Origin of the sequence: Pseudomonas sp. S10E 269 (assembly GCF_002798465.1) — a bacterium.
Classification (GTDB): domain Bacteria; phylum Pseudomonadota; class Gammaproteobacteria; order Pseudomonadales; family Pseudomonadaceae; genus Aquipseudomonas; species Aquipseudomonas pergaminensis.
The window spans coordinates 3,707,607-3,728,601 of record NZ_PHIJ01000001.1 but is presented as its reverse complement, the minus strand read 5'-3'; the positions used below and the strand labels follow the sequence as shown (position 1 = coordinate 3,728,601).

Annotated in this window: 24 protein-coding genes; 11 read left to right on the top strand and 13 right to left on the bottom strand. The window is 60.3% G+C overall.

Annotation, left to right across the window (positions count from 1 at the left end; translation table 11 throughout):
• Positions 1–18: 18 nt before the first annotated feature.
• The 3 genes from CWC48_RS17345 to CWC48_RS17335 are packed head-to-tail and all read right to left on the bottom strand — an operon-like array spanning position 19 to position 2,684.
• Positions 19–993: a biotin-dependent carboxyltransferase family protein gene (locus CWC48_RS17345; RefSeq protein ID WP_078049922.1), complete on the bottom strand. Its 975-nt coding sequence runs from the start codon at positions 991–993 to the stop codon at positions 19–21.
• On the bottom strand, positions 990–1,868 hold the full coding sequence (locus tag CWC48_RS17340) for an allophanate hydrolase subunit 1 (protein ID WP_100492259.1): 879 nt from the start codon (positions 1,866–1,868) through the stop codon (positions 990–992). The genes CWC48_RS17345 and CWC48_RS17340 overlap by 4 nt, the downstream gene beginning before the upstream one ends.
• A gap of 57 nt (positions 1,869–1,925) precedes the next feature.
• Positions 1,926–2,684, bottom strand: coding sequence for a 5-oxoprolinase subunit PxpA (locus tag CWC48_RS17335; RefSeq protein WP_099494341.1), 759 nt, complete (start codon positions 2,682–2,684; stop codon positions 1,926–1,928).
• Positions 2,685–2,787: 103 nt separating this feature from the next.
• Here CWC48_RS17335 and CWC48_RS17330 point away from each other — a divergent pair, with 103 nt between their 5' ends.
• Positions 2,788–3,705, top strand: a complete 918-nt coding sequence (locus CWC48_RS17330; protein ID WP_078049925.1) for a LysR family transcriptional regulator — start codon at positions 2,788–2,790, stop codon at positions 3,703–3,705.
• Here the strand turns inward: CWC48_RS17330 and CWC48_RS17325 are convergent.
• A complete protein-coding gene (locus CWC48_RS17325; protein ID WP_100492258.1) occupies positions 3,702–4,598 on the bottom strand; it encodes a LysR family transcriptional regulator in 897 nt (298 codons plus the stop codon). The two genes, CWC48_RS17330 and CWC48_RS17325, sit on opposite strands and share 4 nt — an antisense overlap.
• A 106-nt stretch (positions 4,599–4,704) precedes the next feature.
• Between CWC48_RS17325 and CWC48_RS17320 the strand changes: the two genes are divergently transcribed.
• A complete protein-coding gene (locus CWC48_RS17320; RefSeq protein ID WP_099494338.1) occupies positions 4,705–5,463 on the top strand; it encodes an SDR family NAD(P)-dependent oxidoreductase in 759 nt (252 codons plus the stop codon).
• Positions 5,464–5,513: 50 nt separating this feature from the next.
• Positions 5,514–6,452, top strand: coding sequence for a LysR family transcriptional regulator (locus CWC48_RS17315; RefSeq protein ID WP_100492257.1), 939 nt, complete (start codon positions 5,514–5,516; stop codon positions 6,450–6,452).
• On the opposite strand, the gene CWC48_RS17310 is transcribed toward CWC48_RS17315, so the two are convergent.
• Positions 6,424–6,861 (bottom strand): multidrug/biocide efflux PACE transporter, encoded by a 438-nt coding sequence (locus CWC48_RS17310; RefSeq protein WP_078049929.1) that lies wholly within the window; start codon positions 6,859–6,861, stop codon positions 6,424–6,426. The two genes, CWC48_RS17315 and CWC48_RS17310, sit on opposite strands and share 29 nt — an antisense overlap.
• A gap of 88 nt (positions 6,862–6,949) precedes the next feature.
• On the opposite strand from CWC48_RS17310, the gene CWC48_RS17305 reads away from it, so the two are divergent.
• The gene (locus CWC48_RS17305; RefSeq protein WP_078049930.1) at positions 6,950–7,804 is read left to right on the top strand and encodes a LysR family transcriptional regulator; all 855 of its coding nucleotides are present in this window, start codon (positions 6,950–6,952) and stop codon (positions 7,802–7,804) included.
• A 63-nt stretch (positions 7,805–7,867) separates the two neighbouring features.
• Here CWC48_RS17305 and CWC48_RS17300 read toward each other — a convergent pair whose 3' ends face one another.
• Positions 7,868–8,710, bottom strand: a complete 843-nt coding sequence (locus CWC48_RS17300; RefSeq protein WP_100492256.1) for a LysR family transcriptional regulator — start codon at positions 8,708–8,710, stop codon at positions 7,868–7,870.
• Between the two features lie 111 nt (positions 8,711–8,821).
• Here CWC48_RS17300 and CWC48_RS17295 point away from each other — a divergent pair, with 111 nt between their 5' ends.
• Complete coding sequence (locus tag CWC48_RS17295; protein WP_100492255.1) at positions 8,822–9,547, top strand: SDR family oxidoreductase; 726 nt, start codon at positions 8,822–8,824, stop codon at positions 9,545–9,547.
• 71 nt (positions 9,548–9,618) lie between these two features.
• Here CWC48_RS17295 and CWC48_RS17290 read toward each other — a convergent pair whose 3' ends face one another.
• The 4 genes from CWC48_RS17290 to CWC48_RS17275 are packed head-to-tail and all read right to left on the bottom strand — an operon-like array spanning position 9,619 to position 12,151.
• On the bottom strand, positions 9,619–10,836 hold the full coding sequence (locus CWC48_RS17290; protein WP_100492254.1) for an RNA polymerase sigma factor: 1,218 nt from the start codon (positions 10,834–10,836) through the stop codon (positions 9,619–9,621).
• Positions 10,833–11,312: an SRPBCC family protein gene (locus CWC48_RS17285; RefSeq protein WP_078049934.1), complete on the bottom strand. Its 480-nt coding sequence runs from the start codon at positions 11,310–11,312 to the stop codon at positions 10,833–10,835. The genes CWC48_RS17290 and CWC48_RS17285 overlap by 4 nt, the downstream gene beginning before the upstream one ends.
• A gap of 32 nt (positions 11,313–11,344) precedes the next feature.
• Positions 11,345–11,689 carry a YciI family protein gene (locus CWC48_RS17280; RefSeq protein ID WP_100492253.1) on the bottom strand — a complete coding sequence of 115 codons (345 nt, stop codon included), beginning with the start codon at positions 11,687–11,689 and terminating at the stop codon, positions 11,345–11,347.
• Positions 11,690–11,731: 42 nt separating this feature from the next.
• Positions 11,732–12,151, bottom strand: coding sequence for a nuclear transport factor 2 family protein (locus CWC48_RS17275; RefSeq protein WP_100492252.1), 420 nt, complete (start codon positions 12,149–12,151; stop codon positions 11,732–11,734).
• A gap of 147 nt (positions 12,152–12,298) precedes the next feature.
• Between CWC48_RS17275 and CWC48_RS17270 the strand changes: the two genes are divergently transcribed.
• The gene (locus tag CWC48_RS17270; protein WP_100492251.1) at positions 12,299–12,787 is read left to right on the top strand and encodes an N-acetyltransferase; all 489 of its coding nucleotides are present in this window, start codon (positions 12,299–12,301) and stop codon (positions 12,785–12,787) included.
• Positions 12,788–12,807: 20 nt separating this feature from the next.
• On the top strand, positions 12,808–13,413 hold the full coding sequence (locus CWC48_RS17265; RefSeq protein WP_099494331.1) for a pyridoxamine 5'-phosphate oxidase family protein: 606 nt from the start codon (positions 12,808–12,810) through the stop codon (positions 13,411–13,413).
• 43 nt (positions 13,414–13,456) lie between these two features.
• Here the strand turns inward: CWC48_RS17265 and CWC48_RS17260 are convergent, their stop codons facing one another.
• Complete coding sequence (locus CWC48_RS17260) at positions 13,457–13,939, bottom strand: GyrI-like domain-containing protein (protein WP_100492250.1); 483 nt, start codon at positions 13,937–13,939, stop codon at positions 13,457–13,459.
• A 196-nt stretch (positions 13,940–14,135) separates the two neighbouring features.
• Between CWC48_RS17260 and alaC the strand changes: the two genes are divergently transcribed.
• Positions 14,136–15,347, top strand: coding sequence for an alanine transaminase (gene alaC / locus CWC48_RS17255; protein WP_078049940.1), 1,212 nt, complete (start codon positions 14,136–14,138; stop codon positions 15,345–15,347).
• Between the two features lie 155 nt (positions 15,348–15,502).
• Here alaC and CWC48_RS17250 read toward each other — a convergent pair whose 3' ends face one another.
• Positions 15,503–16,855: a GntP family permease gene (locus CWC48_RS17250; protein ID WP_069078116.1), complete on the bottom strand. Its 1,353-nt coding sequence runs from the start codon at positions 16,853–16,855 to the stop codon at positions 15,503–15,505.
• Positions 16,856–16,939: 84 nt separating this feature from the next.
• Complete coding sequence (locus CWC48_RS17245; RefSeq protein ID WP_034108975.1) at positions 16,940–17,473, bottom strand: gluconokinase; 534 nt, start codon at positions 17,471–17,473, stop codon at positions 16,940–16,942.
• 223 nt (positions 17,474–17,696) lie between these two features.
• Between CWC48_RS17245 and CWC48_RS17240 the strand changes: the two genes are divergently transcribed.
• The 3 genes from CWC48_RS17240 to CWC48_RS30200 all read left to right on the top strand — a co-directional run bounded on the left by CWC48_RS17240 (position 17,697) and on the right by CWC48_RS30200 (position 20,432).
• Positions 17,697–18,728, top strand: a complete 1,032-nt coding sequence (locus CWC48_RS17240; RefSeq protein WP_177409545.1) for a LacI family DNA-binding transcriptional regulator — start codon at positions 17,697–17,699, stop codon at positions 18,726–18,728.
• A gap of 294 nt (positions 18,729–19,022) precedes the next feature.
• The gene (locus CWC48_RS30205) at positions 19,023–19,442 is read left to right on the top strand and encodes a hypothetical protein (RefSeq protein ID WP_157806828.1); all 420 of its coding nucleotides are present in this window, start codon (positions 19,023–19,025) and stop codon (positions 19,440–19,442) included.
• A 570-nt stretch (positions 19,443–20,012) separates the two neighbouring features.
• Complete coding sequence (locus tag CWC48_RS30200; protein WP_157806827.1) at positions 20,013–20,432, top strand: hypothetical protein; 420 nt, start codon at positions 20,013–20,015, stop codon at positions 20,430–20,432.
• Positions 20,433–20,995 lie beyond the last annotated feature (563 nt).

The following is a 20,995-nucleotide window of genomic DNA, read 5'->3' as shown; positions in this document are numbered from 1 at the left end:
ATTTGGATTTGTATTTCTTCAGTGATTGAAAAGCCCAGTCATAGCCTTCAGCCGTTTTTTGTACACCCGCCTTGCCTCCAACGCTTCCTCCAGCGTCACCGGCACAAACCCCGCGCGCTGGTTCGGCTGCATTTGCCCGATCAGGTCCAGGTCGGCGCTGATCACCGTGCCGATCATCGCGTAGCCACCGCCCGACACCGCGTCTCGATGCAACACGATCGGCTCCAGGCCGGCCGGTACCTGGATCGAGCCAATCGGGTAGCAACTGTCGACGATGTTCGACGGATCCGACCCCGCGCCAAACGGCTGCTCCCGTGGCTGGAAACTCAAGGCACTGCCACCTTTGAAGCGATAGCCGATACGGTCGGCTTCGGAACCCACGGTCCACGGCTCGGCAAAGAAGCTGCTCTTGGCCGCATCAGTGAGGCGCTCGTAATACAGCCCCGGCACCACGCGCAGGGTCACGTCACCACCCACTGACCGGCGCAACGCCATCGGCAGGCTGTTGCCCGCCCGGCCCGTGCCGCTGGCTTCACCTATGGGCAATTCATCGCCCTCCTGCAAGCGTCGACCGTGAAACCCGCCGAGTGCGCCGAGGGTGTAGGTGGAGCGGCTGCCAAGCACCAATGGCACGTCGATACCACCGGCCACTGCAAGGTAGGTGCGGGCGCCGGCCTTGGGAAATTCAAAGCGCAAGACCTGCCCGGCGCGCACCTGGAACGCGGTGTCCTGGTGCACCACTTCACCGTCCAGGCGCGGCGACATCAAGGCACCGCTGAGGGCCACCAGCGCGTCCTGCTGAAACTCCAGCTCGGGGCCGATCAGCGTGCATTCCAGGCCCGCCGCACTGGCCGGGTTACCCACCAGGTGGTTGGCCGCACTCAGCGCGTACTGGTCCAGCGCACCTGACGGCGGGATGCCCAAGTGGTAGTAACCTTCGCGGCCAAGGTCCTGCACGGAGGTGGCGAGGCCGGGTTTGAGGACCTTGATCATGCCAGCGCCTCCTGCAGGGTTTTCGGATAGCCGGTGGGGTCGGCGAGAAAGGCATCGAGGGAAAATTCCACCGGGCGGATGCGCAGGTCGAAACGTCCTGCGTCCACTTCAGTCACTGCCTGGTCATAGGCGTCACGGTCCATGGGTTTGAACTGCACGATATCGCCGGGGCGGAAGAACACCATGTGTTCCTTCAGGTACGCCAACTGCTGCGACGGGTCGTAGATGGGCGCCGGGGTCACGCCAAACATCTGGTAACCGCCGGCACCGCGCACCGAGTAGATGCAACCAAAACAGCCGCCATGGCCGAGGGTGAGCTTTGGCGTGTCGGTGCGCGGGCGCAGGTACTTGGGCACCTGCAATTGGCGCTCGCGCTCGACCATCTGGAACATGAACGGCAAGCCTGCGACAAAGCCGACCATCGACACAAACCACGGCGCACCGCTGTGGGCGGCAATGAACGCGTCGACATCGGCCAGGCCGTTGATGCGGGCGGCGTACTCCAGGTCGGTGCCGCTGGGGTCTTGATGGCGGTCGCGAAAGCGCATGAGGGTTTCATGGGTCCAGGGGTCGTTGTAGAGCACCGGGATTTCGATGATGCGCGTGCGCAGGGTGCGTTCGGCCACGGCCTGGGCTTCGGCGGTCTGCACCGCATCAAGCAATATGTGGGGCGCGATGCGGTCGGGGTCGAAGCGAATCTGGAACGACGCATTGGCCAGGCACACATCCAGCACGCCTTCCAGCGCCAGGCGCTCGACTGCACGGGTCACCGCCATGCCTTTGAAAAAGGCCTCCAGGGACATGCTGTCGCTGACCTCGGCAAACAGGTGTTCATCACCGCCGAAGCTGTAGCGGATGGGGGACGTTTCAGCCATGTCTGTTCCTCTTGGAATCATTGTAGAAAGGCAGGCGAAAAAAATAGGGGACCGTTTTTATTGGGGTGTTTTGACCGTGATGCCGGCTTGGTCCAAGGCTTCGCGGGTGGCTTCCACCAACTCCAGCGCACCGGGGGTGTCGCTGTGCAGGCAGATGGAATCGAATTCGATGAACAGGTCTTCGCCTTCTACCGTTCGCACAAGCCCGGTCTGACAGGCGCGCAGGACGCGCGCCGCCACCGTTGCAGGATCCAACGCCCGCACGGTGCGGGTAAACACGATGGAGCCCGTCAGGTCGTACTCACGGTCAGCATAAAACTCGCGCACCACCGGCTGCCCCAGCTCCGTGGCAATGCGCCAGATTACCGAGTTGGGCATGCAGTACAGCCGCAACGTGGGCTCGATGATGCGCAGGTTTTGCACCAACAGGCGCGCCGCTTCTTCATCACGGGCCAGGTGCATGTACAGCGCACCGTGGGGCTTGATGTGTTGCAGGGTCAGGCCTTGGGCGCGGGCGATTTCGCGCAGGGCGCCGAGCTGGTAGAGCATGTCGTCGACCAACTCCTGGGCCGGGGCGTTGATGTGACGACGACCGAAGCCGACCAGGTCCCGAAAGCCTGGATGTGCGCCAATGGCCACGCCCAGTTGCTTGGCGCGTTCGACAGTACGGCGCATGGTGCCGGGGTCGCCGGCGTGAAAGCCGGTGGCGATGTTGGCCGAGCTGATATAGGCCATCAGCTCCGCGTCGACACCGTCGCCGATGGTCCAGGGGCCGAAGCCTTCGCCCATGTCCGAGTTGAAATCCACTGCCTGCATCAGAGTCGCTCCGCCTAAGTGATGCTGGAAAAGTAGGCTGCGGCTTGACCCCTTGGGAAGATCTATTATCAGATGACCCATCTTCTGAAAAACAGATACCGCTATGTCCTTGACCTTGCGCCAAATACGTTATTTCGTCGCCACCGCCGAAATCGGCCAGATTTCCCAGGCGGCCATCCACCTGAACATCTCCCAGTCGGCGGTGACCACGGCGATCAAGGAACTGGAAGCCATGCTCGGTGTGCAGTTGTTCGTGCGCTCAGCCCAGGGCATGAACCTGACCGACGCGGGCCGGCACTTTCTCAACCGTGCCTACGTGATCCTGCGCAGTGTCGACGATGCCTTGAACAGCCCGCTGCCCGACTACCGTGCCAGCGGCGTGCTGCGCCTGGCCGCCAGCTACACGGTGCTTGGCTATTTCCTGCCGCACCACTTGCAGCGCATGGAACACTGGCACCCGGACGTAACCATCGAAGTCTTTGAGCAGGAACGTCAGGCCATCGAACAAGGGCTGCTCGACGGCCAGTTCGACATGGCGGTGGTACTTACTGCCAACCTCACTCACCCGGATATCGTCTCGGAAATCCTGTTCAATTCGGAGCGCCGCCTATGGCTGCCCAGCCATCATCCCCTGTGCGAACGCGGCGCCGTAAGCCTGGCGGATGTGGCCCAGGAGCCTTACATCCTGCTCACCGTCGACGAGGCCGAACACAGCGCCATGCGTTATTGGGAACAAGCCGGGCAGACGCCCAAGGTGCGCCTGCGCACCAGTTCGGTGGAGGCGGTGCGCAGCATGGTCGCCAATGGCAGCGGTGTGGCAATCCTGTCAGACCTGGTGCATCGGCCCTGGTCGCTGGAGGGCAAGCGCATCGAAACCCTGACCGTCACCGACCCCGTCACACCGATGAGCGTCGGCCTGGCCTGGCACCGCGAACGCGCGTTCACCCCGGCGATGCAGGCGGTGCGCGATTACTTCCACGACGCGTTCCTGGCACCGCAGCAATTGTCGGCGCGGCGTTAAAGGTGGGCTTGCAACGTCGCCGCCAACCAGTCCATGAACACCCGCACCCGCAACGGCAAGTGACGCTGGCCGGCGTACAGCAATGACACGTCCAACGGCGGCGCCGGGTAATCCGGCAGCACCGACACCAGTTCTCCATTGGCCAACAAGGTGCGTATCCCCAGCAACGGCACCTGGGTAATGCCGAAGCCGCCCAGGCACGCCGCTTGATAAGCATCCGTGCTGTTGACGGTGACACGCCCGGCCATCGGCACCCGCAGCACTTTGCCGCCCGACAGGTATTCGAAGCCGGATGAGCGAGCGCCCAACGGCCGTACGTAATGCACCAATTGATGATCCGCCAAGTCCGCCAGGGTCTGCGGCACACCGTAGCGCTGCAGGTAGGCCGGGCTCGCGCAGTTGACCATCGGCATGCTGCACACCCGGCGCGCCACCACGGTTTGATCGGGCTGGGCGCCTACGCGCAACACGCAGTCGAAACCTTCGGCGATCAGGTCGACCTGGCGGTCCGAGCTGCTGATTTCCATCTGGATCAGCGGATGGCGTTCCATGAACAGCGGCAGGTGCGGCAGAATCATGCCGCGCGCCATCACGTTGGGCATGTCCACGCGAATCCGCCCGGTCAGTTGCGCCTCATCCTGGCGAAACAACCCTTCCAACTCTTCCATGTGCGCCAGCAAGTCCTTGCTGCGCTCATACAGCACACGCCCATCCTGGGTCGCCTGCACCTTGCGCGTGGTGCGTTGCAGCAAACGCGCGCCGAGCAACTCTTCCAGCGCTTGCACATGTTCCGACACGGTAGAGCGCGGCAGGCCCAAGCTCTCGCCGGCCTGGGTAAAACTCGACAGTTCGGTGACGCGCACGAAGGTGCGCAGCAGCTCAAGTTTGTTCATGGGATTGTTCGCCTTATCCGGCCAGTGATTCCGGTATAGCGCTATTTATCACGTTATGGGCGAATAAATACACTGGGCCCCACTGATCACCTGAGAGGACCGCACCATGACCCGTAAAATCGCACTCATCACCGGCGCCAGCCGTGGCCTGGGCAAAAGCGCCGCGTTGCACCTGGCGGCGCAGGGCGTTGACATTATCGGCACTTACCACAGCGCGGCGGCTGAAGCCCAAGCGGTGGTCGAACAGGTTCAAGCACTGGGTGGCCGGGCCGCCATGTTGCAACTGGATGTGAGGCAAAGTGGCAGCTTCGATGGCTTTGTCGGTGAAGTCGGCCGCTTGCTCAAGGATGTATTTGCACAGGATCACTTCAACTTTCTGATCAACAACGCCGGCATCGGCGCCCACGCCAGCTTTGCCGAGACCACCGAAGCGCAGTTCGACCAACTGGTGGCGATTCACTTCAAGGCGCCGTTTTTCCTCACGCAAAAACTGCTGCCGCTGATTAGCGATGGCGGGCGTATCATCAATATTTCCAGCGGTCTGGCGCGATTCAGCCTGCCGGGGTATGCGGCGTATGCGTCGATGAAAGGTGCGATGGAAGTGCTGACCCGCTATCAGGCCAAGGAGTTGGGCGGCCGTGGGATCACCGTGAACATCCTCGCGCCCGGCGCCATCGAAACCGACTTCGGCGGCGGCGCCGTGCGCGACAATGCGGCGCTCAATACGATGGTCGCCAACAACACCGCCCTGGGTCGCGCCGGTTTGCCAGACGACATTGGCGGCGCGATTTCCACTTTGCTGGCCGATGGCAGCAACTGGATCACCGGGCAGCGCATCGAGGCCTCGGGCGGCATGTTTCTTTAAACATTCTGCGCTAGCATCAATGCCTTCAGATCACTGACGGGCAATCATCGATGAGTTTTGATCCAGGCTTGGCCGGTGGCATGGGCGTGTTGGCAGCGGTGGTCGACAGCGGCAGTTTCGCCCGCGCCGCCGACAGCCTGGACATGACCCCCTCGGGGGTCAGCCGCGCGATTTCACGCCTGGAAAAACGCCTGGGCATCCGCCTGTTCGACCGCACCACCCGCTCGGTACAACTGACCGATGAGGGGCGACGTTTCTATCAGGAAATCGCCCCGCTGCTGGCCGGCCTTGAAGAGGCCGCCAACGCCGCCGCCGACAGTGCACTGACCGTGCGCGGGCGCCTGCGGGTGAATATCGACCCCTATTTTTCGCGACTGGTCTTGGGCCCGGTACTGGGCGACTTCATGCGCCAGTACCCACACCTGCAACTGGACCTGCACACCCGCGACCAACTCGGCGACCTGGTGGCCGACGGCTTCGACCTGGCGATCCGCTTTGGTATCCCGCAATCGTCTTCGTTGATCGCACGCAAGCTGATGGAAGTGCGCGTGCTCACCCTGGCCTCCCCCGCTTACCTTGCGCAATACGGTCGGCCGAATACGCCGCAAGCGCTGGAAACCGGGCACATGTGCCTGGACTTTCGCGACTCTCAGACCGGTCGCCCGTTTGCCTGGGAATTCCACCGGCCCGGCGAACAGATGACCGTGCGCACTGACGGCCGCCTGGTGGTCAACGATGCCAGCACCTTGTACAGCGTGTGCGAGCACGGCCATGCGGTGGCGCAGATGCTCGACCTCGGCCTGGCGCCGGCGCTGAACAGCGGCGCCCTGGTGGACTTATTCCCCGACTGGCCGGACGAGCGCTTTCCGTTGTACGCCTACTACCCGTCGCGGCATTTGCCCGCCGCCAAAGTGCGGGCGTTCCTCGACTTCGTGGCCTCGCTCACGCCCTTGCCGGCTCCTACAGGGCCAGTGCGCGGCGTTGCATGAATTTTTCCCGCAGTACGTCATACCCCCAGTGATACACATAGGTGTACGGCAGGAAGAACAGCAGCACCCCGATATCCAGCATGAACGCCTGCATCAGGCTGATATTCAGCCAGGCGGCGATCAACGGCACGGCGACGATGATCAGCCCGCCTTCGAACATCAGCGCGTGCAGCACCCGCGTCCAGCCCCCGCCGGAGAGTCGCAGGCGCACCTTGAGGCGATCAAACAGGCTGTTGAAAATGATGTTCCAGGTCAGCGCCAGCAGGCTCAGGCCCAAGGTCACCGCGCCCATTTCCAGGGCCGGCCTGCCGGTGATCCAGACCAGCAGCGGTGTGCAGATCAACAAGGCCAGGCCTTCGAAACCCAAAGCTTGGCAAACACGTTCAGTCATCGACTTGGTGGGGTGCATAACCCGTCTCCGTGAGTGGTGATGGTTGCCATGATTACCCTTTGAATCGATACTTCATAACTAATAACCATCGATCAAGGCGATAGTCATGGCCTCCCACGAAGTGTTGCAAGCGTTTGTCCAGGCGGCCACCCAGGGTTCGTTTTCCGCGGCGGCGCGCAAGCTGGGCAAGAGCCAGTCAACCGTCAGCGCGGCGGTGGCAAGCCTGGAAATTGACCTGGATGTGGTGCTGTTCGATCGCAGCAGCCGCAAGCCAACACTGACACCGGCCGGCCATGTGTTGCTGCAACGGGCCGAACAGGTGCTGGAGGCCAGCAGTCGCCTTGAGTTGGCGGCGAGTCAGTTGTCCCAGGGGTTGGAGCCGAAGGTCACGATCGCCATGTCCGATACGTACCAGTCGGAGCGCTTTGAGCTCGCCCTCAAGGCCTTCGAACAGCGCTACCCAGACCTTGAATTGGAATGGCTGATCGCCGAATGCGAAGACTTGATCGCCCTGGTGCAAAGCGGTCGCGCACAGATTGCCTTTATCGAGGCCCAAGCGGTTTACCCGCCCGACCTGACGCGCTCGCCCGTGGCCGAACGCACGGAAATCGCGCTGTTCGTCGCGCCCACCCACGCCTTGACCCGCGCAGAAAACATCGACCCGCAAACCCTGCAGCAACACCGTGAATTGCGTCTGGCAAGCATCATCAGCCCCAACGAAACGCGTCCCTGCGGCCGTGTGTGGTCGGCGCCGAGTTTTCTAATGCTGATGGAGATGGCGCAACTCGGCTTTGGCTGGGCGGAATTGCCACGCTGGCTGGTGGAACGTTTCGGCAATGCGGGGCTGGTTGAACTCAATGTCCGCGGCTGGCCACGTTCGGTGGCCGTGGATGCGCTGTGGTCGCGGCAATACCCACCGGGGCCGGCGTGCAGTTGGATGTTGAGCCAGATGATCGAATAACCAACACTTACTGATAAACAATAAAGATCAAACTGTGGGAGCGGCCTTGCACCCTCGATAGGGTCAGGCCGCGACGCGTTGCGGCGGGCGGTGGGTCTGGAAGTATTCGTGCAGGGCACGTAGTGCGGGTAACGCCAGTGCTTGCGCGGCGAAGCACAATCCGACTCGGCGCGTGGGGGCCGGCAGGTGCCATTCGCGAATCACCACGCCTGCGCGCTCCGCCGCCAATGACTGCGGCAACATTGCCACGCCCACACCGGCCGCCACCATGTGCAAGGCCTGGGTCAGCGAGCCGGCATGCCCGGCCACTGATTGCGGCGAGCGACCGTACAGGGCCATCAAGCGTTGATGGGAATCGTGTTGCGGGCAGGTGATCCAGTCTTCAATCGGCGCCCACGCCTGTTCCGCTCCCGCCTGCGCCATCGGGTGCGCGGCAGGCAAGGCCATCACGTAGGACTCTTCCCATAGCGGCAGGAACAATTCGTCCTCGCAGCACATTTCCTCCACGGCCAGGCGCCCTTCGCCTTGGCAGCCCTCCTGCAAGGTCAGCAGTAATCCGGGCAGGCCTTGGCGCGCCATGCGCAGGAAGGTTTCGATCTGGCTGTCGGCAATATCGCCCTCCACCCCCAGCTCCAGGGCGATGCGATTTTCGCCTCCGCGAAACAGACGGCTCAACCCCTCGGCTTCCGCCACCATGCGCCGCGCCTGGGGGTACAACACCCGCGCTTCGGCGCTGACCTCCACACCACGCGGCTGGCGCAGGAACAGCGCCACGCCCAACTCCTCTTCCAGTTGCTTGATGGTCACCGACAGGGTCGGCTGGCTGATAAACAAACGCTGGGCTGCGGCAGTGATATTGCGTTCTTCAAAGACCGCGAGAAATGCCTTGAGGTGACGAACATCCATAGCTGAATCCGATGGCTGACAGAGGAATAAGGCATTTTTCAGCCCTGGCGGCGCTAAATATACTGCGCCCACGATCCAGTTATCGATTTTTCTTATTGCAGGAGTCCACCCATGAACAAGCCATTGGTCATCATTACCGGCGCCAGTTCCGGTATTGGCGAAGCCACCGCCCGCCTATTGTCAGCCGCCGGCCACCCGCTGTTGTTGCTGGCGCGTCGCATTGATCGCCTCAACGATCTGGGCCTGCCAAACGCCTTGAACCGTGGCGTCGACATCACCGACCGCGCCGCCCTGGTCGCCGCGGTGCAAGAAGCCGAAGCCCAGTTCGGCCCCGCCGACGCACTGATCAACAATGCCGGCGTGATGCTGTTGGGCGCGGTCAGCGAGCAAGACCCGGCGCAATGGGAGCAGATGCTCGACGTCAACGTGAAGGGCCTGCTCAACGGCATTCACGCCGTGGCGGGCAGCATGGTTGCGCGCAAGGGCGGCACGATCATCAACGTCAGCTCGGTGGCCGGGCGCAAGACCTTCCCGAATCACGTGGCGTATGTAGGCACCAAGTTCGCCGTGCATGGGATTTCGGAAAACCTGCGCGAAGAATTGTCGCCAAGCAATGTACGCGTGATCACCATCGCCCCGGGTGCAGTGGAAACCGAACTGCTCAGCCACACCACCGACGAGGCGATCAAGAGCGGCTACCAAGCCTGGAAACAGGACATGGGCGGCACCGTGCTCAGCGCCGATGACGTGGCCTCGGCGATTGCCTATGCCTACCAGCAACCGCAGCATGTGTGCATTCGCGAGATCGTGTTGGCGGCGACGCGTCAGCAGCCGTAACCCGGATATTGCAAACAACGCGGTTCGATGTGGGAGCTGGCTTGCCAGCGCCTACATGCGGACCATCAGTGTTAACGGGACTGCAGCTCGGCCAGGCGCCTTTCGAGGAAGTGTTTTTCCGGGGCTTGCTGGGTCAGTGACAGGGCTTTTTCGTAGGCTGCGCGCGCCTCCTCGACGCGCCCCAATTGCCGACAAAACTCGCCCTGCGCCGAATGCGCCAAGTGGTATTCCAACAACTCGCCACGCGCCAAAATCCCCTCCACCTGCTGCAACCCTGCCAACGGCCCATCCCGCATGGCCAGCGCCACGGCGCGGTTCAGTTCGATCACCGGTGAGGGCACGGCCCTGAGCAACACATCGTAGAGCCCGACGATTTGCGGCCAGTCCGTTTCATCTGCACGCGTGGCTTCGGCATGCACTGCCGCGATGGCCGCCTGCAAGCCATACGGGCCAAAGCGCCGAGTGCCCAGCGCGTGCTCTGCCAACGCGCAGCCTTCGGCAATCAGGGCTGTGTCCCACAGCGAGCGGTCCTGCTCATTCAGCAGCACCAACTCTCCGTTGGCCGAGGTGCGCGCCGCGCGGCGGGATTCATGCAACAGCATCAGCGCCAGCAGCCCCATCACTTCCGGCTCGGGCAGCAACTCCATGAGCAACCGCCCCAGTCGAATGGCTTCGCGCGTCAACTCTTCACGGGTCAGGTCAGCGCCCATGGACGCCGAATACCCTTCATTGAACACCAGGTAAATCACCCGTAACACGCTGTCCAGTCGCTCGGGCAACTCATCACGGGATGGCACCTGATAAGGGATTTTCGCCTCGCGGATCTTGCCCTTGGCCCGCACGATGCGCTGGGCAATGGTGGTGGGCGTGGCCAGGAATGCCCGGGCGATTTCCTCGGTGGTGAGGTCGCAGATCTCACGTAAGGTCAACGCGGCCTGGGCATCCGCCGCCAGCGCCGGGTGGCAGCAGGTGAAGATCAGGCGCAGGCGGTCGTCTTCCACGTCTTCGTCACTCCAGTCAGCCGCCTCCAGTGCGTCGGCCTGCTCCTGCAACAGCGGGGTAAAACGGGCCTGGCGGCGCAGCCGGTCGATGGCCTTGAAGCGCCCAGTGGACACCAGCCACGCCCGTGGATTGTCCGGCACACCGTCCCGCGGCCACCGTTGCACCGCGACCAGAAAGGCCTCGTGCAGGGCCTCCTCGGCCAAATCGAAGTCGCCCAGCAAGCGAATCAGCGTCGCCAGTACCCGGCGCGATTCGCTGCGGTAGAGAGCATCGATCGCGAGGGTCAATCGCCCATGCCCTGGGTCACCAGCGTCACCAGGCGGTCCAGGCTCTGGCCCCAGCCATCGTGAAAGCCCATGGCTTCATGCGCCTGTTTGTCTTCGGCGCTCCAGTGCATGGCGCGGGCGGTGTAGAGGGTCTTGTTGCCTTCGACTTCCTGCAGGGTCACTTCGGCGGTCATGAACGGCTTGCCCGACGGAATCCAGCCCGGCGCGAAGGCGTCCGTGAACACCAGCCGCCGTGGCGCGACGATTTCCAGGAACACGCCTTGGGTCGGGTATTCGGCGCCGTCGGGCGCGCGCATCAGGGTGCGGAACAGGCCACCGACCCACAGGTTCATTTCGCACTCGGGGGTGGTCATGCCGTGGGGGCCCCACCATTGCTGGAGCAAGCTGGGCTCGGTCCAGGCACGGAACACGCGGCTGCGCGGTGCATCGATGACGCGGCTGATGGACAGTTCAAACTCGGCAGGTTGCGTAGACATGGGGTAAACCTCTTGAGTCTTATGGTTGTTGTTCAGAGATTCAATTCGCGCACGGGGCGCACTTCCACACTGCCAACCCGGGCAGCCGGAATACCGCCGGCCACCTGGATCGCTTCGTTCAAATCCCGCGCCTCGATCAGGTAGAAGCCGGCGAGCTGCTCCTTGGTTTCGGCAAACGGCCCGTCGGTGATCGACAGCTTGCCATTGCGCATGCGCACGGTGGTGGCGGTGACGACCGACTCCAGCGCTTCGGCGGCCAGCATGCGCCCACTGCCGTGAACGGCTTCGGCGTAAGCATGGCATTCCGGGTCCTTGGGGCTGTCGGGCAGGCTGTGCAGCAACGCTTCGTCGCTGTAGACCAGGCACAGGTATTTCATGGCGTTCTCCGTTTTCGGACTACTGACTATAGATCGCGGTGGTCAAGGTTTCAGGTCAAACAGACCGGCGCCGGTTGCCATGTCGAACGGTGCAGACCAGTGCTCATGCACCACCTTCCACTGGCCATTGATGCGCTGGTAACCGGCCGTCACACGCATCCAGCAGGTCTTAAGCACGCCATCCGGCCCGGTGCCACCGCAGTGGGCAAGCCAGTGGGCAAAGGCGCTGTCGTCTGCGACGACGATCTGCAGCTCATGAAAGTCAAACACGCCGGGGCCAGGGCAGAACTCCATGCACGCCTTCCAATGCGCCTGGTAGGCGGCCTTGCCCTTGAATTGCAGGGCGCTAACGGCGTCGAACGCGACGATATCGTCGGCGTAGAAGCTAACAATTTTGTCGACGTCCTTGGCGGTGACGGCGTGTTTCCATTGCTCGATCAGGGTGCTGATGGCGGTGCTCATGGTGAGACTCCTTCGGGTGGAAAAGCGCGGAATACACCCTTAATCGAACAAGCCAGCGGCAAATCGACAAGCCACTGAAAAATAATTTCGCCCCCGGCAAACCCGCTAGAATCCACGCCTCTTTGTAGGATTTCGGATGCGCCACCGATGGAAACCCGCCTCGTCCCCTATGAGACGCTGAGCCTTGTGCAGAAACAGCAACTCGACACCCTGCAAGTGCATCCCGAGCAACTGGCGTACTCCGGTGATATCTACTGTGCGCTGAACAGCCTGCTGGTCAACCCCAACCCCGGCGCCATCAAAGGCTTCGCCCTGCTCGCCGAAGACCTGCCCGTGGCCTTCCTGCTGCTCAAACGCCCACCCTGCCTGCCCCACTGGGCCGATGAACACAGCGCGACCTTGCACGCGTTGCAGGTGGATCGGCATCAACAAGGGCGCGGATTCGGCAATGCCTGCTTGCAAGCCCTACCGGCGGCAGCACTGGAAGCGTGGCCGCAGATCAAGGGCCTGGAATTGTCGGTGGACGCGGACAATGTGGCGGCGATGGGGTTGTATCTGAGAGCTGGGTGGGTGGACAGCGGGGAGGCGTATAAGGGGCGTATTGGGTATGAACGCCGGCTGGCGTTAGTATTTTGAACGATAAGGAGGTGGTAAGCATGCTGACAACCCTCGAACAACTCGAAACCCTCTACGGCCTTCCCCACGAGCGCGCCGTGCGCAAGGAAATTCCGTTTCTCAACGAGGACTACCAGGCCATGGTGCGGGCTTCGCCGTTGGTGGTGGTGAGTTCGTCCGGGCCGGAGGGTATCGACGGTTCTCCGCGCGGAGATGTGCCGGGGTTTGTGCGGATTGTGGATGAGCGCACCTTGGCGATCCCGGACCGGCCGGGGAACAATCGCCTGGATACCCTGCGCAACCTGGTGCAGGACCCGCGCATTGCGTTGCTGTTCATCATCCCGGGGGTCGGCGAGACCTTGCGTGTGAACGGCCGGGCGCAGATTTCCATCGAGCCGCAGCTGCTGGAGAGTTTTGCAGTGAACGGCAAGCCAGCGCGCTCGGTGATTCTGGTGCAGGTGGAGGCCGCATATTTCCACTGCTCCAAGGCGTTTGTGCGCTCGGACTGCTGGAACCCCGAGAAGCATCTGGACCGCTCGGCATTGCCGTCGGCGGGGGCGTTTCACAAGCGGCTCAACGATGGGCAGTTTGACGCCGAAGCCTATGACCGGGAGATGCCCGAGCGAGTCAGAAGCACGCTGTATTGATACCACTGCAGGAGCCGGCTTGCCGGCTCCTACGCGGTCGTGGTCAGCCTCGTTCGCCCACGGGCAGCCAGATCTCTACCGTACCGGTGCCTTTGCGCGCGTCAAAGTCGGCGCTGTAGCGCTCGAAATCCGCGCCCATCACCTTGTAGCCTGAATGCGGCAGCCATTCGAACATGATGCGCTCGTACGTTTGCTCCAGTGCCTGCACCGGCCCGTAATGCGCGAACACGGCATAGTTGAGCGGCGGAATCTCGATGGACTCGAAGTTGCTTGGTACGTCGCCTTTGGTGGGGACTTCGACCCCGGCCATGTAGTCGAATTCGCCATGCTTGGGGTTATGGCAAACACCATAAGTCACACCGCCCACGCGCTTTTTGATGTCCTTAATGCAGGTGTCGAACAACTCCCACAGCTTGGGGATATCGCCCACGGTGGCCTTCGAATAACGCCCTTGCACCCCGGCGATCACCAGGGCTTTACCGGCTTCCATGCGTGGCTCTAACGGTTGTTTTGTCTGCTGATCCATACGAACAGTCTCCTTCTTATGAGGGAACAAACCCGCATCGAGTATAGGGGCATATCCACGCTGTACTCCATGCAGAAAATTTTCCTGCGCATCTGGACAACTGGCCATCATCGACCGTATTGTCTGCCCCGCAGGCCACCGCAGTGGCCGACGTCGCTCGGACGGTTCCGGGCGCTTACGTACTCTCGAGGCAACAATGGCCGACCAAGGTTCGCCGCGCCGCTTTGCGCGCATAGATCGACTCCCCCCGTATGTTTTCAATATCACTGCCGAGCTGAAGATGGCTGCGCGTCGGCGCGGCGAAGACATCATCGACTTGAGCATGGGTAACCCAGACGGCGCCACGCCTCCCCACATCGTGGAGAAAATGGTCACCGTCGCCCAGCGCGAAGACACCCACGGCTACTCCACCTCCAAAGGCATTCCGCGTCTGCGCCGGGCTATTTCGCGCTGGTACAAGGACCGCTATGAAGTGGACATCGACCCCGAGTCGGAAGCCATCGTCACCATCGGTTCCAAGGAAGGCCTGGCGCACTTGATGCTGGCCACCCTGGACCAGGGCGACACCGTACTGGTGCCCAACCCCAGCTACCCGATTCACATCTACGGTGCCGTGATTGCCGGCGCCCAGGTGCGCTCGGTGCCGCTGATTCCGGGCGTGGATTTCTTCGCCGAACTGGAACGCGCAATTCGCGGCTCGATCCCCAAGCCGAAGATGATGATCCTCGGTTTCCCGTCCAACCCGACCGCGCAGTGCGTGGAACTGGACTTCTTCGAGCGCGTGATTGCGCTGGCCAAGCAGTACGACGTGCTGGTGGTGCATGACCTGGCCTATGCCGACATCGTCTACGACGGCTGGAAGGCCCCGTCGATCATGCAGGTGCCCGGTGCCAAGGACATCGCGGTGGAGTTTTTCACCCTGTCCAAGAGCTACAACATGGCCGGCTGGCGCATCGGCTTCATGGTCGGCAACCCGGAACTGGTCAACGCCCTGGCGCGGATCAAGAGTTACCACGACTACGGCACCTTCACCCCGCTGCAGGTGGCAGCCATTGCGGCACTCGAAGGCGACCAGCAATGCGTGAAAGACATCGCCGAGCAGTACCGCCAACGCCGCAATGTGCTGGTCAAGGGCCTGCATGAACTGGGCTGGATGGTGGAAAATCCGAAGGCGTCGATGTACGTCTGGGCGAAGATTCCCGAGCAGTATGCCGCCCTGGGTTCGCTGGAGTTTGCCAAGAAGTTGCTGCTGGAGGCGAAGGTGTGTGTGTCGCCGGGCATCGGCTTTGGCGAGTATGGCGATGATCACGTGCGCTTTGCGCTGATCGAGAACCAGGACCGGATTCGCCAGGCGGTGCGCGGGATTCGCGGGATGTTCCGGGCGGATGGGCTGGTCACCAAAGCCTGACGCAATCCACCTGTAGAAAGGTGATCAAAAATGTGGGAGCTGGCTTGCCTGCGATAGCATCACCTCGGTGTATCTGCTACACCGAGGTGTCTGCATCGCAGGCAAGCCAGCTCCCACATTTGATCGGGTTACCACATGGGTAACAGTGGTGCGGCTTAGACCACCAACGACAACAACATGATGAAGATCAGGGCCACGATAGACAGGATGGTTTCCATCGCCGTCCAGGTCTTGAACGTCTCGGCCACGGTCATGTTGAAGTACTGCTTCACCAGCCAGAACCCGGCATCGTTGACGTGAGACAGGATCAACGAACCCGCCCCCGTCGCCAACACCAACAGCTCACGGTTAACCCCCGGAATCATCCCCACCACCGGCACCACGATGCCCGCGCCAGTAATGGTGGCCACAGTGGCCGAACCGGTTGCCACACGAATCACCGCCGCCACCAGCCACGCCAGCAGGATCGGGTTGATCTGTGCATTCACCGCCATGTGGCCGATCACATCACCCACGCCGCTGGTCACCAGCATCTGCTTGAAGCCACCACCGGCACCGATGATCAGGATGATCGCAGCGGTCGGCGCCAGGCTGGCGTCGAGCAACTTGAGGATCTGCTTGGAATGGATGCCCTGGCGATGGCCAAAGGTGTACAGCGACAGCAGCAACGCCAGCAACAGCGCGGTGATCGGGTGACCGATCATGTCCATCCAGTTGCGCACCACGTTGCCTTCGGCAAACGCGATGTCGGCGAAGGTTTTCAGCAGCATCAGGAACACCGGCAGCAGCACGGTGACCAGGGTGATGCCGAAGCTCGGCAGGTCTTTGTTCTCAGGTTCGCGGGCCAGTTGATCGACCAGTTCCTGGGACGGGTTGCCCGGGATGTACTTGGCGATGAACGTACCGAAGATCGGGCCGGCGATGATGGCGGTCGGCAAAGCGACGATCAGGCCGTACAGGATGGTCTTGCCGATGTCGGCGCCAAACACGCCGATGGCCAGCAACGGGCCGGGGTGCGGTGGCACCAGGCCGTGTACCGCCGACAGGCCGGCCAGCAGCGGGATGCCGATCTTGATCAGCGACACACCCGTACGGCGCGCGACGATGAACACCAGCGGGATCAACAGCACAAAGCCGATCTCGAAGAACAGTGGGATGCCCACCAGGAACGCGGCGAACATCATGGCCCACTGGACCTTCTCTTTGCCAAAGGCGCGGATCAGGGTCTGGGCGATCTGGTCGGCACCGCCGGATTCGGCCATCATCTTGCCGAGCATCGTGCCCAGCGCAAGGATAATGCCGACAAAGCCGAGCACCCCGCCGAAACCGTCCTGGAACGCCTTGATGATCTTGTCCACGGGCATACCCGAAGTCAGGCCGAGGAAGCCGGCCGCGATGATCAGCGCAATGAACGGGTGCACCTTGAACTTGGTGATCAGAACGATCAACCCGATGATGGTAACGACTGCGTCAAGCAGTAGGTAGGACTCGTGGGACATGCCAAACATGGGGGGTCTCTCCTGTTTGTTGTTGTTATTAAAGCGGGTGTTGAATTTCCTGCCGGGGATAGCGCTATCTTTTCCGGCAAAAAATTATTTGGATGGTTCAAAACCGTGTTGCAGCCACCAGGCGTTGGTCTGCTCGGCCAGTTCCTCGACGCTGTCTTCACTGGCATTGAGGGCCAGGGTCAGCGGCTCGCCCTTGGGCGATTCAAGGGTGGCGAACTGGCTGTCTATGAGGCTTGCCGGCATGAAATGGCCGGGGCGATGGGACACCCGGTCGGCAGCCACGGCGCGGGTCAGCTCCAGAAACACGAAACCCAGGCCCGGCGCAGCTTCGCGCAGGTGGTCGCGGTATTTCTTCTTGAGGGCTGAACAGGTCAGTACGGGGTGCTCGCCCGCTTTGAGCGAACGGCGCAGTTCATCGCACAGGATGTCGAGCCAGCCGGCGCGGTCGTCGTCGTTCAGGGGGTGTCCAGCGCTCATCTTTTCGATGTTGGCGGCGGGGTGAAAGCTGTCGCCTTCGATGGCAGTCGCACCGTTCAGGCGGCACAGGGCCTCGCTGACGCTGGACTTGCCACAGCCGGAAACACCCATGATGACCAGGGCGGTAACAGGTTGACTCATGAAACACCTCAGGACGCAGATAGCGCTACCTTTGCACGCTGTAAGGCTAGTGCAAAAACAGGCTTTTCCCGCGCCGTCTTGTCTTTTTTTGGGAGTGACGCGTGCATCCTCTCCAAGCGGCTTACTCAAATTCAGACCGGATCAGGCAACCCGTTATTCAAGAATTTGCAGCCCTCTGGAGACAGCGCTACCTTAGTGCCTCGATTTTTGTTTGGCAAGCTGCCTGATGACCTCCAAGAACGATAAAAAATTGCGCACCACGGGTCGCCCGACCCTCAACGAAGTCGCCCGCCTGGCGGGCGTCAGCCCGATTACCGCCTCCCGGGCCCTGCGCGGTATCAGCACCGTCGCCACCGAACTGGTGGAAAAAGTGCAGCAGGCCGCCGCCGAACTGAACTACGTGGTCAACCCCGCCGCCCGCGCCCTGGCCTCGGCCCAGAGCCATTCGGTCGTGGTGTTGGTACCGTCGCTGTCCAACCTGCTGTTTATCGAAACCCTCGAAGCCATCCACCAGGTGCTGCGGCCCAAAGGCTTCGAAGTGCTGATCGGCAACTCCCACTATTCCCGTGACGAAGAAGAAAACCTGCTGCGCAACTACATGGCCTACCAGCCACGGGGGTTGTTGCTGACCGGGTTTGATCGCACCGAAAGCGCCCGACGGATGGTCGAGGCCAGCCATGTGCCTTGCGTGTACATGATGGATTTGGACCCGAACGCCGGCGTGAACTGCGTAGGGTTCTCGCAATTGGCGGCGGGCGAGACGGCGGCGGCGCACCTGCTGTCCCGTGGGCGCAAGCGCCTGGCGTACATTGGCGCGCAGTTGGACCAACGCACGCTGCTGCGGGGTGAAGGTTTCCGCCGCGCACTGCAACAGGCCGGTATGTATGACCCGGCGCTGGAACTGCTGACACCGCGCCCCTCCTCCGTGGGCCTGGGTGGCGAGTTGTTCTTGCAGCTGCTGGCGGCGCATCCGGACGTGGACGCGATCTTCTTCGGCAACGACGACTTGGCCCAGGGCGCGCTGCTAGAAGCCCTGCGCCATGGCATCAAAGTGCCGGAGCGTGTGGCGGTGCTGGGCTTCAACGACTTGCCGGCGTCGTCGTTCATGGTGCCGCGCCTGAGCAGCATCAGCACCCCGCGCGAAGCGATTGGCCGGCGTGCCGCGGAGCATTTGTTGACGATCATGGCGGGCAACAAGATCGCCAAGCCGGTGGTGGATATGGGGTTTGAGTTGCAGGTGCGGGAGAGCACGTGAGCTTCTAGCCGACCATAATTTTGAAGAGTTGAACGTGCTCTGATAGGCAAGGCCGTGGACAACACACCCCGCGCCACTGACACAAAGATTGCACCTGGAAAGGCGTGCCCTCTGAGGTGCAAATTCTTCTGTTTAACGCTTCAAAAAAACTTTTAGCCTAGCCATTACCCCACAATAAAAATACTGTCAACTATGACAGTAGACAACGCATCACTTACGACTCCTAATAAGGACGACAGTTTTAGTTAAACTATAAAACTGTGAGCACTTTAAACAAACAAAGGAGTTTCACTCATGATTTTTTATACAGGCAAAGAAGACGCCCCCTTTTCAGAAGGGAGTTTCAACATAACAAAATCGCCAGACGGTCCATTTATTACCGACCAAGTCAGAATGGATAAAAACAACAGATACCTCAGTGTCTCAGGTTACAAAATACTTGACAGTGGTGAACGCGCAAGAGTAACTCTAACCTTTCTTGATAAACAAGGAACATTCACGGGCAACTTCGGCAACCCTGATCTACCACCATGGGGTTCCTACAATGTAGGCGACTGGGGGTACTTGGTTCGGCAAGGAGAAACAACACACACCTACCTCGAAAAGCCTGAACATGCAACCGGCAAATTTCGTTTCATCGTAAGGATCGACGGTACAGATGTTGAGTGTGAAGGCGATTTCAACGTACAAAAGCATGCAGATCCCTACCCCTAACTCATTTCCTTTTACAACTCACTGCTTTCCGGCTCTATATTAGAAAGTTAGAGCCGGACCCTCTTCAGAGAGGCGTTAGCCCTCGCCCAGCAACCTCAGGATCTCGCGAACCAAGAACAGTTTCAGTATCGTCGAATCAGCTGAAGGTAAAGTTAGCTGCTAAACCATAAATTTGTTCATACCCCCCCTATTGACACAATGGGCATAAAACTCTCGCAAACCGTAAAGCCGGTGGTGGATATGGGGTTTGAGTTGCAGGTGCGGGAGAGCACATGAGCGTCTAGCCGGCCATAATTTTGGAGAATTGAACGTGCTCTGATAGGCAAGGCCATGGACAACACACCCCGCGCCACTGACACAAAAATTGCACCTGGAAAGGCGTGACCTCTGAGGTGCAAATTCTTCTGTTTAACGCTTCAAAAAAACTTTTAGCATAGCCATTACCCCACAATAAAAATACTGTCAACTATGACAGTAGACAATGCCTCACTTACGACGCCTAATAAGGACGACAGTTTTAGTTAACCTATAAAACTGTGAGCACTTTAAACAAACAACGGAGTTTCACTCATGATTTTTCATAAAGACAACGAAGACGGCCCCTTTTCAACAGGGAGTATCAACGTAACAAAATCGCCAATCGGCCCATTTATCGCCGACCAAGTCAGAATGTATAACGAGAGCAGATATCTCTCTATCTCAGGTTACAAAGTACTTGACAGTGGTGAACGCGCAATAGTATCTCTAACCTTTCTTAATGAAGAAGGAACATTCACGGGCAACTTCGGCAACCCTGATCTACCGCCATGGGGTTACTACGGACTAGGCGACTGGTCCTGGACTGCTCTGCGCGGAGAAACAACACACACCTACCTAGAAAAGCCTGAACATGTAACCGGCAAATTTAGTTTCATCGCAAGGATCCACGGTGCAGATGCTGAATGTGAAGGCGAATTCAACATACAACAGCATTCAGATCCCTACCCCTAATTCACTCCCTTTTACAACTCACTGCTTTCCGGCTCTATATTAGAAAGTTAGAGCCGGACCCTCTTCAGAGAGGCGTCAGCCCTCGCCCAGCAACCTCAGGATCTCGCGAACCAAGAACAGTTTCAGTATCGTCGAATCAGCTGAAGGTAAAGTTAGCTGCTAAACCATAAGTTTGTTCATACCCCCCCTATTGACACAATGGGCATAAAACTCTCGAAAACCGTAAAGCCGGTGGTGGATATGGGGTTTGAGTTGCAGGTGCGGGAGAGCACATGAGCGTCTAGCCGACCATAATTTTGGAGAATTGAACGTGCTCTGATAGGCAAGGCCATGGACAACACACCCCGCGCCACTGACACAAAAATTGCACCTGGAAAGGCGTGCCCTCTGAGGTGCAAATTCTTCTGTTTAACGCTTCAAAAAAACTTTTAGCCTAGCCATTACCCCACAATAAAAATACTGTCAACTATGACAGTAGACAACGCCTCACTTACGACGCCTAATAAGGACGACAGTTTTAGTTAAACTATAAACTGTGAGCACTTTAAACAAACAACGGAGTT

Excerpts from the sequence above, each read along its gene's own strand:
- CWC48_RS17300 (WP_100492256.1), bottom strand. The coding sequence starts at position 8,710 with ATGGATGTTCGTCACCTCAAGGCATTTCTCGCGGTCTTTGAAGAACGC.
- CWC48_RS17345 (WP_078049922.1), bottom strand. The coding sequence starts at position 993 with ATGATCAAGGTCCTCAAACCCGGCCTCGCCACCTCCGTGCAGGACCTT.
- CWC48_RS17285 (WP_078049934.1), bottom strand. The coding sequence starts at position 11,312 with ATGTCTACGCAACCTGCCGAGTTTGAACTGTCCATCAGCCGCGTCATC.
- CWC48_RS30205 (WP_157806828.1), top strand. The coding sequence starts at position 19,023 with ATGATTTTTTATACAGGCAAAGAAGACGCCCCCTTTTCAGAAGGGAGT.
- CWC48_RS17335 (WP_099494341.1), bottom strand. The coding sequence starts at position 2,684 with ATGCAGGCAGTGGATTTCAACTCGGACATGGGCGAAGGCTTCGGCCCC.
- CWC48_RS17305 (WP_078049930.1), top strand. The coding sequence starts at position 6,950 with ATGGCCTCCCACGAAGTGTTGCAAGCGTTTGTCCAGGCGGCCACCCAG.
- CWC48_RS30200 (WP_157806827.1), top strand. The coding sequence starts at position 20,013 with ATGATTTTTCATAAAGACAACGAAGACGGCCCCTTTTCAACAGGGAGT.
- CWC48_RS17310 (WP_078049929.1), bottom strand. The coding sequence starts at position 6,861 with ATGCACCCCACCAAGTCGATGACTGAACGTGTTTGCCAAGCTTTGGGT.
- CWC48_RS17245 (WP_034108975.1), bottom strand. The coding sequence starts at position 17,473 with ATGAGTCAACCTGTTACCGCCCTGGTCATCATGGGTGTTTCCGGCTGT.
- CWC48_RS17320 (WP_099494338.1), top strand. The coding sequence starts at position 4,705 with ATGACCCGTAAAATCGCACTCATCACCGGCGCCAGCCGTGGCCTGGGC.
- CWC48_RS17330 (WP_078049925.1), top strand. The coding sequence starts at position 2,788 with ATGTCCTTGACCTTGCGCCAAATACGTTATTTCGTCGCCACCGCCGAA.
- CWC48_RS17260 (WP_100492250.1), bottom strand. The coding sequence starts at position 13,939 with ATGGATCAGCAGACAAAACAACCGTTAGAGCCACGCATGGAAGCCGGT.
- CWC48_RS17280 (WP_100492253.1), bottom strand. The coding sequence starts at position 11,689 with ATGAAATACCTGTGCCTGGTCTACAGCGACGAAGCGTTGCTGCACAGC.
- CWC48_RS17275 (WP_100492252.1), bottom strand. The coding sequence starts at position 12,151 with ATGAGCACCGCCATCAGCACCCTGATCGAGCAATGGAAACACGCCGTC.
- CWC48_RS17270 (WP_100492251.1), top strand. The coding sequence starts at position 12,299 with ATGGAAACCCGCCTCGTCCCCTATGAGACGCTGAGCCTTGTGCAGAAA.
- CWC48_RS17295 (WP_100492255.1), top strand. The coding sequence starts at position 8,822 with ATGAACAAGCCATTGGTCATCATTACCGGCGCCAGTTCCGGTATTGGC.
- CWC48_RS17315 (WP_100492257.1), top strand. The coding sequence starts at position 5,514 with ATGAGTTTTGATCCAGGCTTGGCCGGTGGCATGGGCGTGTTGGCAGCG.
- CWC48_RS17250 (WP_069078116.1), bottom strand. The coding sequence starts at position 16,855 with ATGTTTGGCATGTCCCACGAGTCCTACCTACTGCTTGACGCAGTCGTT.
- CWC48_RS17325 (WP_100492258.1), bottom strand. The coding sequence starts at position 4,598 with ATGAACAAACTTGAGCTGCTGCGCACCTTCGTGCGCGTCACCGAACTG.
- CWC48_RS17340 (WP_100492259.1), bottom strand. The coding sequence starts at position 1,868 with ATGGCTGAAACGTCCCCCATCCGCTACAGCTTCGGCGGTGATGAACAC.
- alaC (WP_078049940.1), top strand. The coding sequence starts at position 14,136 with ATGGCCGACCAAGGTTCGCCGCGCCGCTTTGCGCGCATAGATCGACTC.
- CWC48_RS17265 (WP_099494331.1), top strand. The coding sequence starts at position 12,808 with ATGCTGACAACCCTCGAACAACTCGAAACCCTCTACGGCCTTCCCCAC.